The sequence below is a fragment of the Pseudomonas sp. ASL9 genome, from assembly GCF_056680335.1.
Map to the genome: position 1 here is coordinate 5504139 of NZ_CM155277.1, position 12822 is coordinate 5516960.

At 56.3% G+C, this 12822-nt stretch carries 13 protein-coding genes; 5 read left to right on the forward strand and 8 right to left on the reverse strand.

Annotated elements, in window-relative coordinates:
- Nucleotides 1–26: 26 nt before the first annotated feature.
- From AC1ME2_RS25360 to AC1ME2_RS25370, 3 genes are read right to left on the reverse strand one after another with little or no spacing between them, the layout of a single operon-like run.
- Entirely contained in the window at nt 27–1133 is a 1107-nt protein-coding gene (locus AC1ME2_RS25360; RefSeq protein WP_480437817.1) for a KpsE/RkpR family capsule polysaccharide export protein, read from the reverse strand.
- A 48-nt stretch (nt 1134–1181) separates the two neighbouring features.
- Complete coding sequence (locus AC1ME2_RS25365) at nt 1182–1835, reverse strand: ABC transporter ATP-binding protein (RefSeq protein WP_480437819.1); 654 nt, start codon at nt 1833–1835, stop codon at nt 1182–1184.
- Nucleotides 1836–1848: 13 nt separating this feature from the next.
- Entirely contained in the window at nt 1849–2640 is a 792-nt protein-coding gene (locus AC1ME2_RS25370; RefSeq protein ID WP_480437821.1) for an ABC transporter permease, read from the reverse strand.
- Nucleotides 2641–2937: 297 nt separating this feature from the next.
- On the opposite strand from AC1ME2_RS25370, the gene AC1ME2_RS25375 reads away from it, so the two are divergent.
- Nucleotides 2938–3828 (forward strand): pseudouridine synthase, encoded by an 891-nt coding sequence (locus AC1ME2_RS25375; protein WP_480437825.1) that lies wholly within the window; start codon nt 2938–2940, stop codon nt 3826–3828.
- Between the two features lie 89 nt (nt 3829–3917).
- On the opposite strand, the gene AC1ME2_RS25380 is transcribed toward AC1ME2_RS25375, so the two are convergent.
- Complete coding sequence (locus tag AC1ME2_RS25380) at nt 3918–4142, reverse strand: YgdI/YgdR family lipoprotein (RefSeq protein WP_480437827.1); 225 nt, start codon at nt 4140–4142, stop codon at nt 3918–3920.
- Nucleotides 4143–4317: 175 nt separating this feature from the next.
- Between AC1ME2_RS25380 and moaB the strand changes: the two genes are divergently transcribed.
- Nucleotides 4318–4857 (forward strand): molybdenum cofactor biosynthesis protein B, encoded by a 540-nt coding sequence (moaB, locus tag AC1ME2_RS25385; protein WP_480437828.1) that lies wholly within the window; start codon nt 4318–4320, stop codon nt 4855–4857.
- 6 nt (nt 4858–4863) lie between these two features.
- Nucleotides 4864–6078 (forward strand): molybdopterin molybdotransferase MoeA, encoded by a 1215-nt coding sequence (locus AC1ME2_RS25390; protein WP_480437830.1) that lies wholly within the window; start codon nt 4864–4866, stop codon nt 6076–6078.
- A gap of 41 nt (nt 6079–6119) precedes the next feature.
- Here the strand turns inward: AC1ME2_RS25390 and AC1ME2_RS25395 are convergent, their stop codons facing one another.
- Together AC1ME2_RS25395 and ccoN are read right to left on the reverse strand one after the other, a co-directional pair.
- A complete protein-coding gene (locus AC1ME2_RS25395; RefSeq protein WP_480437832.1) occupies nt 6120–6362 on the reverse strand; it encodes a cbb3-type cytochrome c oxidase subunit 3 in 243 nt (80 codons plus the stop codon).
- 53 nt (nt 6363–6415) lie between these two features.
- Nucleotides 6416–7843 carry a cytochrome-c oxidase, cbb3-type subunit I gene (gene ccoN / locus AC1ME2_RS25400; RefSeq protein WP_480437834.1) on the reverse strand — a complete coding sequence of 476 codons (1428 nt, stop codon included), beginning with the start codon at nt 7841–7843 and terminating at the stop codon, nt 6416–6418.
- 267 nt (nt 7844–8110) lie between these two features.
- Between ccoN and AC1ME2_RS25405 the strand changes: the two genes are divergently transcribed.
- Both AC1ME2_RS25405 and AC1ME2_RS25410 read left to right on the forward strand, forming a co-directional pair.
- Complete coding sequence (locus AC1ME2_RS25405; protein ID WP_480437837.1) at nt 8111–9787, forward strand: nitrite/sulfite reductase; 1677 nt, start codon at nt 8111–8113, stop codon at nt 9785–9787.
- The gene (locus AC1ME2_RS25410) at nt 9784–10293 is read left to right on the forward strand and encodes a DUF934 domain-containing protein (protein ID WP_480437839.1); all 510 of its coding nucleotides are present in this window, start codon (nt 9784–9786) and stop codon (nt 10291–10293) included. Before AC1ME2_RS25405 ends, AC1ME2_RS25410 begins: the two co-directional genes overlap by 4 nt.
- A 61-nt stretch (nt 10294–10354) precedes the next feature.
- Here the strand turns inward: AC1ME2_RS25410 and AC1ME2_RS25415 are convergent, their stop codons facing one another.
- Nucleotides 10355–10585, reverse strand: coding sequence for a hypothetical protein (locus tag AC1ME2_RS25415; RefSeq protein ID WP_480437841.1), 231 nt, complete (start codon nt 10583–10585; stop codon nt 10355–10357).
- Nucleotides 10586–10863: 278 nt separating this feature from the next.
- Nucleotides 10864–12672 carry a monovalent cation:proton antiporter-2 (CPA2) family protein gene (locus AC1ME2_RS25420; RefSeq protein WP_480437842.1) on the reverse strand — a complete coding sequence of 603 codons (1809 nt, stop codon included), beginning with the start codon at nt 12670–12672 and terminating at the stop codon, nt 10864–10866.
- Between the last annotated feature and the right edge of the window lie 150 nt (nt 12673–12822).

Below are 12822 nucleotides of genomic sequence, written 5' to 3' on the forward strand. Positions count from 1 at the left end.
GGCGAAGTGGCAGGCCAGCAATGGATTTAATCACGATGATCCTCGATCGATGCAATCAGGAAGCGAGTGATGCCGTACAGCATCAGCAGGACAAGGAGAATGGTCGCCAGGTTGTACCAACGCTCTGGGTAAATGGCGATGTCTGGGGAGTTGGGGCTGACCACGGTGACCAGCGTACGGATCTTCTTGCTGGCCTCAATGCGTGCATTGTCGAGTGCCGCGACGGCGGTCTTATAGGTTTCTTCGGTGATGCTGGCATCCAGGGTCAACTGCTGGAAACGCGAGGCCACCACGTTGAGCTGCGCGCCATCGGGGGCCGATACCAGCAAGCGCTTCTCTGCAGCCAGTTGTTCGCGAATGGCATTTACCCGTTGTTTCTGTTGCTTGACCTGAGGTGAGTCCGGGCGAAGCTTGTAGAGCATTTCAGTGGCAACGGCCTGCTCTTTGGAGTATTCGCCCTCCAGCGTGTCGATAATGGTGGCGCGCCCCTGGGCAGAGCTTTTACCGTCCAGCACCTTATTTACGTTCTGGAAGCGCAATAGCTCTTCCTTGCGTTGGGTGTAGTTCTTTTTTGCGCCTTCCAGTTCGCCCTGGGCAAAGCGCATCTGTTCACGGGCGATGCCGTGGGACACTTCGTTAACGAAATGCTCGCTGGCCTCGAGGATGGTTTTGACCATTTGCTCGGCCAGCTCAGGGCTGAACGCCTGCACTTCGACCTTGAGCAAACCGGTGGTTTCGTCATAGTGCGCAGAAACCATGCGCTGGTAGTACTTGAGCAAGTCTTCGCGAGGTGTGTCTTTGCTTAGCCAGAAGAAAATATCGCGGCGTTGCTGGGTGTATTGCTCAACCCAGTGCAGGCGCTCTTCGAGCAGCTGCATCATGTCCATGGAAACGATGTATTCGCGCAGGTAGAGGGTTTCTTCCCTGGACGCAGGGTTGCTGCCAGTCAGCAACATACTTAGCCCCGGCAGTTGTGCGCCGGGATTGCTGCCTTCCTGTCGGACCACCACTTGCGCGGAGCTGACAAAGCGGTCCACGGCAAAAAAAGCGTAATAGGCGATGGCAAGCGCCAGCGGCACCGTGATCAGTCCTAGAGTCAGGCGCCAGCCCTTGAATTTACCCGTACTACTCATATGCACACGCATCCTTGAAATGAAACAGTCACGCCACAATCAGGGCGATCAGGTGTTGTAGGCCTTGATGCCCTCGGCGACATCGTCATAGATCTGAACCCCGCCATCTCGCACCAACAGCACGACATCACAGAGCTTTTGAATTTCACCCATGTTGTGGGAAACCAGTACGACGTTGGATGTTTGCAATTTTTGCTCGAAAACTTCGGCGCACTTGCGCTTGAAGTGCGCGTCACCCACTGACATCACTTCGTCGATCAGGTAATAGTCGAACTCGAAGGCCATGCTCAGGCCAAAGGCCAGTCGCGCACGCATGCCCGAGGAGTAGGTCTTGACCGGTTCGTCGATCCAGTCGCCTATTTCGGCGAAGTCCAGCACGTAGTTGACCTTCGCGTGCATGGCGCTACCCACGGCGCCATGCACGCGGCTGACGAATTTGATGTTCTCGCGACCCGTCATGCTGCCTTGAAAGCCTCCGGACAAACCCACGGGCCAGGAAATGCTTTTGTTGGTGGCGATGCTTCCTGAGTCAGGTATGTCCGAGCCGCCCAACAGGCGCATCAGGGTTGACTTGCCGGCGCCGTTACGACCGATCAGTCCGATATTTTTCTCGGCAGGAATCTTTAGTGACAGGTCACGAAAAATATGACGGCGACCTTTGGGGGTCAGGTACGACTTAGTGATATTTCTGAGCTCGAACACGGGAAGCCTGTGGTTAGCCGTTCTTGGTGGAAATCAAATGCAATCGGCGAACTCGGTAGGTACCCAGCGAGACGAATAACAGAATTAAAGTGGTTGCTATCACGTAATGGATCGACACGCCGTCCACCGGTACGTAATACGGGAATATTTCCGCGCGGATCAGCTCTACCAGGTGCAAGAACGGATTTAGCAGCAGCAACGGCAGCATGGCGTGGGGCAGGTAGGCGGCAGGAACGAGCACCCCGGAAATAAAATAAAGAGGAAAGAACATCATCCTGATCAGGCTTTTGCTGCTTGGGATTGCATGAACAATCAATGCCAGCAACATGCCCAGACCAAATGCAAACAGCAGGCCCAGGCTGAGGATGAGTATCCATTCGATAGGCGCCTTGATCGACATGTCGAAGCCGTACCAGGCAAAGCCAAAGACAATGATGAGATAAACCGTACTGGCAATACTGGCTTCCACCAATACCCTGGCAATAAACGTATCGAGCGGTTTGATTTGTTTATATGCAAACAGCGGGCGGTTATCTCTTGGACTGTCCATCAACCGAAGTGCTGTGTTACGGAACAACAAGAAGGGCGCCATTCCCACGAGCACGAACACAGGGAAGTCGATTCCTGCGACAGTTTGGCCTCGTATTAGAGAGAACAGGACACTAAAAATAAGTAAATGGCAGATGGGTTCAAACAGTATCCAAACAGCGCCCATACGCCGCTCGCCAAATCGCGCGCGCGCTTCACGAAGAACCAGGGCAAAGATGACTGATTTGTTGATTTTAAGGGGAGAGCGAAGTTTCACGATTATCTACCGCACTGCACAACCGCGCGATAGAACGCGACGCTTGAAGTCAATTTAACAGAACTGTCTGAAGTTGATGTCAGACTGCTTCCATTCATGCGGCGGCAGGTTAAACGCTACGCCGGAAAGGAGTCAAGCTGGGTAGCCCCTATCGGTAAGTGTAGGTGTTACGTAGTGTTGCACGGATTGGCTGCGCCGCTTTATGCGCTGTATTAATTGCACCATTAGGTTCTGCCCGTTACTTAGGCGATAATACGCCGCCAGCCAATCAAAGCTTTCCGAGATTTGAGCCTACCCATGTCCGAGTCCACCTTTTCCCCGGCGCAAAGCCAAGCCAGCACCCTGTACTTGCCAGCAGGGCCATGGACAACGGTTCTTGATTGTCTGTGCACGCATTTTGCGGCCATCAGCCGGGAGCAATGGCTGGATCGAATCGCCAGGGGACGGGTTCTGGATGCACAGGGCATGGCTATTGCTCCCGAGTTGCTTTACCGGGAAGGGCTGCGCATCCACTACTTTCGTGAAGTGCCGAACGAAACCCCGATACCGGTGCTAGAGACGATCCTGTACGCGGATGAGCATCTGGTGGTGGCGGATAAACCGCATTTTTTGCCGGTCACTCCAGCAGGTGAATACGTCGAGCAAACGTTGCTCAGGCGTTTGATCCGTCGCCTGGACAACCCTGATCTGGTGCCACTGCACCGAATTGACCGGCACACGGCAGGCCTCGTGTTGTTCTCGGCAAACAAGGGGAGCCGTTCGGCGTATCAGTCGCTGTTTCCTACGCGACAGATCGACAAACGCTATGAGGCCATTGCGCGAGCGCTGCCCGAAGTGCAATTCCCTCGGGTGCATAAAAGCCGGTTGGTCGCGGGTGAGCCATTTTTTCGGATGCAGGAAGGGCCGGGCGTCAGCAACACCGAAACGCGGATCGAAGTCAGCGAGCGCAATGGCGAATATTGGCGTTACGGCTTGTATCCCGTGACCGGCAAAAAGCACCAACTGAGGGTGCACATGGCTGCTCTGGGCGCGGCGATCTGCAATGACCCGTTTTATCCCGACGTATTGAAAGGCACGGTAGACGACTACACTCAGCCGCTGAAGCTGTTAGCTCAGGGCCTGCGTTTCATTGACCCGTTGTCCGGGGAGCACAAGCAATTCGAAACGCAACTGACGCTAGGTTGGTAGGGTGTTTTTGCGATGCATTAGCTTCGGATACAGAAAAACCCGCACAGGGCGGGTTTTTTGAGCAAGGGCGCAAGCGATGTTGTAAAGGATCAGAGATCCTTAACGGTGCGAACCTGATCTTTGTTGACGCGAGTTTCTTTGCCATCAAGCTGTTTGAATTCGTAGAAGCCCGACTCTTCGTCATATTTGGGCGTATCAACAGCCTGGATTTCGCGACCGTCATTGAGGGTGATCACAGTGGGCGAAGCACAGCCAGCAAGGCTTGCGAGGCTCAGTGCAAGCAGGAACATTGCAGGTAAAGTCCGTTGAGTCATGGTGTGTCTCCGTCAGGGAATTCTTTTATTACTGAACGTGAGACGTATACATCACCTGCAAGTTCCATGACCAGCGATGACGTGTCGCGAGCGCTGACTCAGGTCAACGACGGGGCGGCCAAAAGAGGCGCTGTGATATAACAGCAGGCTGTTTCCCTCCCTTTGGATTGAGCCTATGAAAGCGAAGGCTGATACACCGTTCGTGCCATTGAACATTGCTGTATTGACCGTCAGTGACACCCGCACCCGTGAAACCGATACGTCCGGCCAGGTCTTCGTTGATCGATTGACCGCCGCAGGGCACAGCCTGATCGAGCGCGTACTGCTCAAAGACGATTTGTACAAGATTCGCGCTCAGGTTGCGACCTGGATTGCCGACGATGACGTGCAGGTGGTGCTGATTACCGGCGGTACCGGCTTTACAGGTCGCGACAGTACACCTGAAGCTGTGACGTGCTTGTTGGACAAGCAGGTCGATGGGTTTGGTGAGCTGTTCCGGCAGATTTCCGTGGCGGATATCGGCACCTCGACCGTGCAGTCCCGCGCGCTGGCGGGGATGGCCAACGGTACGCTGGTCTGCTGCCTGCCGGGTTCGACCAATGCCTGCCGCACCGGTTGGGACGGGATTCTTGCCGAACAGCTGGACTCACGTCACCGCCCCTGCAACTTCGTTGCCCACCTCAAGCAGGCCGAGCCCTGCGAAACTCGCGGATGAACTGATATGAGCCACACTGAAGCGCGACCGCTAATGCCGGTCGAGGTGGCGCTGGCGCGTTTGCTGGAGATGGCCGACGCGACCCCAATCATCGAGCGTGAACGGGTGCCGCTGGCTGCTGCACAAGGCCGGGTTCTGGCCGAGGCGTTAATTTCAACCCTGGATCTGCCACCCTGGCCTAACAGCGCCATGGACGGTTACGCCTTGCGCCTGGCGGACTGGAGTGGTGAGCCATTAACGGTCAGCCAACGGATTTTTGCCGGGCAAGCGCCCGAGCCGTTGACACCCGGCACCTGCGCCCGAATCTTCACCGGCGCGCCCGTACCGGCTGGCGCCGATTGCGTTGAAATGCAGGAAAACGCTGAAGTACTCGCTGACCAGCGGGTGCGCTTCATTGAGCCGATGCGAGTTGGGCAAAATATTCGCCCACAGGGCCAGGAAACCACCGTCGGCGAGGAAGTATTGGCTGCGGGTACGCGTATGGGGCCTATTGAATTGGGCCTTGCAGCGTCTTTAGGCCTGGCCGAGCTGAATGTCGTGCGGCGTGTGCGGGTTGCGGTGCTGTCCACTGGCGACGAGTTGATTGAGCCGGGTCAACCGCTGGGGCCAGGGCAGATTTACAACAGCAATCGAGTACTGCTGTGCAGTTGGTTACAGCGTTTGGGCTGCGAGGTGCACGATGCCGGAATCTTGCCGGACGATCTGGAAAAAACCCGCAACACGCTGGGGGCGCTGGGCCACGTCGATTTGATTCTTTCCACCGGTGGCGTATCGGTGGGCGAGGCGGATTTTCTCGGGCATGCCTTGCGTGAGGACGGCGAGTTGTCATTGTGGAAGCTGGCCATCAAACCGGGAAAACCGCTGACCTTTGGCCATTTTCGTGGCGTGCCGGTGATTGGTTTGCCGGGCAATCCAGCCTCGACCCTGGTCACGTTCGCATTGCTCGCTCGCCCTTATCTGTTGCGCCGCCAAGGAGTCGTTGATGTCGCGCCGTTGCAGTTTCCTGTGCCCGCAGGTTTCACCTGGAGCAAGCCCGGAAATCGCCGCGAATATTTGCGCGGGCGATTCGAGCAGGGCCGCGCGGTGTTCTACAGCAATCAGAGTTCGGGCGTATTGCGCAGCGCAGCCTGGGCTGAAGGCTTGATTGAAGTGCGCGAAGGCACCACGGTCGCCGAGGGTGATTGGCTGAATTTTATTCCTTTGAGCGAGGTGTTGGGCTAGCGACCGAACTCATGCGGTGGGTGCAGTAATCAACCCAGCGCTTACATTTCGACGTCGACCCAATCGTTTTTTGTGGTTGTTACGTGTTCGGCGATGTCCACGCAGTGGATGGCTTTACCCGTGGCCTGTTCGACGCGTCGGGCCACTTCCGGGTCATCGGCGAAAGGGATCATGCTGGCTTCGTCGAGGCTCCGGGTGTCGCTGTTCTTCAGACACAGCTGGGTGACCACGAAAAAAAACACCACGGCGGCGATCCCTAGCCACTCGTAACCTGGATCAATCATGACAGCGGGCCTCATCAGGAAGGCGGGAGTTGGGTTGTACTCCCGCAGAAAGGTCAGGCGAATTGCGCTTGCTGGTCGATCAGTGCCGGGTCGGCCACGCGCACGGTGCGCCACGTGTTATAGGCCATCAGCAACATGCCGCTCAGGAAAAAGACGCCACCGGTGAAGCGTACTATGTAACCGGGGTGGCTGGCTTGCAACGCCTCAACGAACGAGTAGGTGAGGGTGCCATCGTTGTTCACTGCCCGCCACATCAGGCCCTGGGTGATGCCGTTGACCCACATCGAGGCGATGTACAGCACGGTGCCGATGGTCGCCAACCAGAAGTGCGCGTTGATCAGACCGACACTGTGCATCTGCTCACGGCCGAAGACTTTCGGGATCATGTGGTACATCGAACCGAAGGTGATCATTGCCACCCAGCCCAGCGCTCCGGCATGCACGTGACCGATGGTCCAGTCGGTGTAGTGGGACAGGGCGTTGACGGTCTTGATGGCCATCATTGGACCTTCAAAGGTCGACATGCCGTAGAAGGCCAGCGAAACCACCAGGAAGCGCAGGATCGGGTCGCTGCGTAACTTATGCCAGGAACCCGAGAGGGTCATCATGCCGTTGATCATGCCGCCCCAGCTTGGCGCGAGCAGGATGATCGACATGGCCATGCCCAGCGACTGTGCCCAGTCCGGCAACGCGGTGTAGTGCAAATGGTGCGGGCCTGCCCAGATGTACAGGGTGATCAGTGCCCAGAAGTGCACGATCGACAGCCGATAGGAATACACCGGACGCCCGACTTGTTTGGGCACGAAGTAATACATCATCCCGAGAAAACCGGTGGTCAGGAAAAAGCCTACCGCGTTGTGCCCATACCACCACTGCACCATGGCATCGGTAGCGCCGCCATACACAGGATAGGACTTGAACCAGCTCACCGGAATCGACAGATGGTTGACCACGTGCAGGATGGCAATGACGACGATAAACGCCCCAAAAAACCAGTTGCCGACATAAATATGCGAGGTCTTGCGTTTGATCACGCTGCCGAAGAAGACGATGGCATAGGCGATCCAGACGACGGTCATCCACACCGCGCCACTGAACTCGATTTCGGCGTATTCCTTCGTTGTGGTATAGCCCAGCGGCAGGCTGATCAGCATGATCACGATCACCGACTGCCAGCCCCAGAAGGTAAATGCGGCCAGCTTGTCGGAAAACAACCGCACCTGGCATGTACGCTGTACTGCGTAATAGCTGGCAGCGAACTGCGCGCTGCCAGCGAAACCGAAAATCACCAGGCTGGTGTGCAAGGGGCGAAGCCGGCCGAACGTGGTCCAGGGCAAGTCCAGATTCATCTGCGGCCAGACCAGTTGGGAGGCGATCCAGACCCCAACGGCCATGCCAATAACGCCCCACACCACGGTCGCCACTGCGAATTGCCGGACAACCTTGTAGTTATAGGCCTGGCCGATTTGTTCTGTGCTCATGGCAGTGTTTCCACCCATCCATTGCTTGCCAGGCCCCTGCGGTCCGGCACGAGGCTGCACTGTAGAAACTCTGAGGTAAACAAAACAGACTCAGAAAAGGCAAAGAAAGGCGGTGCAGACGAGCAGTTTCATGAGCCTCTGATACGGTTTTATTTGCCTGGCCTGATGCTGTTTTGTTGGGTTGCCCTTCGCCATAGTCTCAAGCCTCGACAGCTGCCTCGACGCTCGAAGAAGGCAGCCAGCACTGATGAGCTTGAGGTGGGAACGATGTATCAATATGACGAGTACGACCGTGCGTTGGTGTTTGAGCGGGTCGGGCAATTTCGCGATCAGGTACAGCGCTTCCAGAGTGGCGACCTGAGCGAAGAGGAGTTTCTGCCGCTGCGTCTGCAGAACGGCCTGTACATGCAAAAGCACGCGTACATGCTGCGTGTGGCCATTCCGTACGGCACCTTGAGCGCAGAACAGATGCGCACGTTGGCCAGCATTGCGCGTGACTATGACCGTGGGTACGGGCACTTCACGACTCGGCAGAACATGCAGTTCAACTGGATCGAGCTGGCGCAGGTGCCGGACATTCTCGAGCGGTTGGCCGGCGTTGAGATGCACGCCATCCAGACGTCTGGCAACTGCGTGCGCAACATCACCACCGAAGCCTTCGCCGGGGTCGCTGCCGATGAGTTGCTCGACCCGCGCCCGCTGGCCGAGATCCTGCGGCAATGGTCGACGATCAATCCGGAATTCTTGTTCTTGCCGCGCAAATTCAAAATTGCCATCTGTTCGGCGGAGCAAGATCGGGCGGCGATCCAGATGCACGACATTGGGCTGTATCTGTACCGCGACGACGCCGGGCAGAATGTGTTGCGGGTCTTGGTCGGGGGCGGGTTGGGGCGTACGCCGATTCTCGGTCTGCAGATTCGTGAAGGTTTGCCCTGGAAGGATTTGCTGTCGTATGTCGAGGCGGTGTTGCGCGTTTATAACCGACATGGGCGGCGGGACAACAAGTACAAAGCGCGAATCAAGATTCTGGTCAAAGCCTTAGGCATCGAAGCCTTTTCCCACGAAGTTGAGCAAGAGTGGCAACACATCAAAGAGGGCCCGGCGCAGCTGACGGAGGAAGAATTTCAACGCGTTGCTTCAGCCTTTGTGCCCCCAGCCTATGCAAAGCTCTCGGACACGGATCTGGACTTTGGTTCTCATTTGGCGCAGAGCCCTGCTTTTGCCCGCTGGGTTTCGCGCAATGTGCAGCAGCATAAAATCCCCGGTTACGTCAGTGCAGTGCTCTCGACCAAACCCGGGATCAGCGCACCACCGGGGGACGTGACGGCCGAACAAATGGGCGCAGTGGCCGACTGGTCGCAGCTGTTTGGGTTTGGTGAAATCCGCATCGCTCACGAACAAAATATCGTTTTACCGGACATCCGCAAAGCCGACTTATATGCGCTGTGGTGCCTGGCGTGTGAAAGCGGGCTAGGTACCGCCAACATCGGGCTGTTGACCGACATCATCGCCTGTCCGGGTGGCGATTTTTGTGCATTGGCTAACGCTAAGTCGATTCCGATTGCACAGGCCATTCAACAGCGTTTCGACGACCTGGATTACCTGCACGATTTGGGCGAGATCAGCCTGAATATCTCCGGCTGCATGAATGCCTGTGGTCATCATCACATTGGCAACATCGGCATATTGGGCGTCGATAAAAACGGCAGCGAGTGGTACCAGATCACGCTCGGTGGTTCGCAAGGCAAGGCGGCTGCGCTGGGGAAAGTAATCGGGCCGTCCTTTAGCGCCACGCAGGTGCCGGACGTGATTGAAATGATTGTCTCGACATTCACCGACTACCGGGAAAGCGACGAGAGTTTTGTGCAGACCATCAATCGTATCGGTCTGGAGCCTTTCAAGGAACGCGTTTATCAAAAAGAGCCGTCAGAGGTGACGCTGTGAACAATGTGCTGAGACTCGAAGCAGGGCGGGCGCAGATTGTTGCCCACGATTCATGGACATTGATTCGTGAAGGGCAAGGGGATCTGCCGAGCGGGCCAGTGTTGCTGCCGTTGTCGCGTTGGTTGCCGCGTCAGGATCGGGCAGTGCTGGCCGGTGAGCGCTTGAGTCTGGATGGCGTTTGGCTCGGCCCGGATGACGAGGTCGAAACGTTGAAGCCGTTCCTGGCGGTATTGCCATTGATTGCCGTGGATTTTCCCAGCTTTCGTGATGGTCGAGGGTACAGTCAGGCATATCTGCTGCGCACGCGTCTTCATTGGACGGGCGAACTACGGGCCATTGGCGATGTACTGCGCGATCAGCTCAGCCATATGCGCCAGTGCGGCTTTGATTGTTTTGCCGTGCGCGAAGATAAATCGATCGAAGATGCACTCAAGGGCCTGGCTGGCGTCAGCGTTGTTTATGGTCGTTCAGCGATCGAGCCGAGACCGTTATTCAGGCGTCGCTGATTCGGACATTCATTAATATAGGCAGTTATTAACGCTCAAGTTGCCTGGGATAATGCGTTCGTTACCTCGGAAGACGGTCTCGTGCGACTTGATTCAATAGCCTGTTCTGAATGGTTGTGCGTAAAGCCGGAATATTGCCCAAAGGGCCCTTCAAGACAAACAGCGCGTCCCGTAGGGCCATGAGATTCTCCAGGCCGAACGGAATGGTGGTGATGGCCTCGGAAGCCTTGATGTTGTGGGTGTCAGCGACAGGTATCAGGGTTTCAATGACGGTCGCAGTGTTCCGGTTCATATAGGTCAGCTCTTGTAGTTATTAAGTGAAGGTAATATTTGTTAGTTACCCAGCGCGATACTGCAGTCGAATTCTACAGTTTCAGGTGTGAGGGTAAATAGCTCAGGGGGGTAAATTTTTCGGAATATCGTGTAGGGTGTTTCTACAGGTTTAAATTTTATGTGGGAAGTGTAACTATAATCGCAAGATTTATTCTAAATATAGATGGGTTTGTCCAACAATCGAACAGACCCGAAAAAGTATTCCAGCGGGCTTGTTCGATGGGGTTCGGTTTCTTGTCAGTCTTTGGCCGACTCTTCTTCCAGCCGGTCGGCTTCAAACAATTGTTCCAGTTCAGTTCTGGCTTCACGGGCGGTTTGCAGAACCTTGGCATCATCGTCGTACACCAAATGTTGCGCATTCAGCACTTGTTCATCGTGACGCTTGAAACGGCTGATCCGTGCGTCGGCCTGAGCCTGACTCAGGCCCAGCCCCACCAACGTACGTCGGCTCATCTCCAAGCTGGAGTAGAACGTTTCACGCACGGCCTGAGCCCCTACGTCCATCAGTCGGTGCACGTGTTGACGGTTGCGCGCCCGTGCGATGATTTTTATGTGCGGATAGAGCTTGCGCACCAACTCGGCAGTCTTGATGTTGGTGTCCGGATCATCCGTAGCAATGATGAAAAACTCGGCCTGATCGACCTTGGCAGCACGCAGGATTTCGGGGCGTAGCGGGTTGCCATAGAACACTGGCAGATGACCGATGCTACGGGAAAACTCGATGGATTCCACGGCATTGTCCAAGGCCACAAAGGATATTTTTTGCGCGCGCAGAATCCGCGCGACGATTTGGCCCATGCGTCCCATGCCCGCGATCACTACCCGTGGCGCATCACTGGCTATCTCGCGGTACTCGTCTGGAACTACCTGCGAGATGACTTTGGGTTTGAGCAGTCGTGAAATCAGGAGTAACAGCAGCGGCGTAAGGGCCATGGACAGGGTGATGGTCAGCACCAGGATGTCATACAGCCGTGCCTCGAACAGCCCTTCATCGCGGCCGATCTTGAACACGACGAAGGCAAACTCACCACCCGCTGCCAGCACCACGCCCAGGCGCAAGGCGCTCTGCTGGCCGAGGCCACCGGCCAGGCGGCCGATGCCAAACAACAAGGGCAGCTTGATGAGAATAAGCAGCAGTGTCAGCCCCAGGACTGTCGCCGGTGCGCTGATCAGCAGGCCGATATTGGCGCCCATGCCGACGCTGATGAAAAACAGCCCGAGCAGCAATCCTTTGAAGGGCTCGATCTGCGACTCCAGTTCGTGACGGTATTCCGAGTCGGCCAAGAGCAGGCCCGCCAGAAATGTACCCAGTGCCATCGATACCCCCGCCAGGTCCATCAGCCAGGCAGTACCGATCACCACCAACAATGCCGTGGCAGTCGAGACCTCCTGTAAGCCGGTCTTGGCGACGATCCGAAAGACTGGGCGCAACAGATAGCGCCCGCCGATGACCACAATGGCAATGCTGCCCACCACGCGTAGACCATGGGCCAGGTGATCGGAGGTGCTGGCGTTGTGGTCCGCGCCCGCAAGAAACGGCACCATGGCAATCAACGGAATCGCGGCGATGTCTTGAAACAGCAAAATGGCAAAGGCCAGTCGCCCATGAGGGCTGTTCAATTCCTTACGCTCGGCCAGGCTTTGCAGGCCGAAGGCAGTGGACGACAGTGCCAGCCCCAGCCCCAATACCACCGCGCTGTTCAACGACTGATCGAAGGCAAACAGGGCGGCGCTGCCGATCACCAACCCGGTCAGCAGTACTTGGGCCAGGCCGATGCCGAACACGGCTTTGCGCATCACCCATAAGCGTCGTGGTGACAGCTCAAGGCCAATGATGAACAACAGTAGCACCACGCCCAATTCGGAAATATGGCTGACGCTTTGTGGGTTACTGATCAGGCTCAGCACTGAAGGGCCAATGATGACACCGGCAAACAGATACCCCAGCACCGCGCCTAATTGCAGGCGCTTGGCCAGGGGTACGGTCAATACTGCGGCCAGCAGGAATACAACGGCGGCCTGCAGCAGATTGCCTTCGTTGGGCATGTTGAGCTCCTTGATGTGTTGCTGTTCAATCAACGCTAAACGCAAGTGCGGCAGGTTGGCAAAAATCGTCTTGAATAAGGCAGCATTAAATCATGTGGGTTTTATCTCATTCGCGTCCTTTTCGTTCTGATCAGGGTCACGGGATCGGTG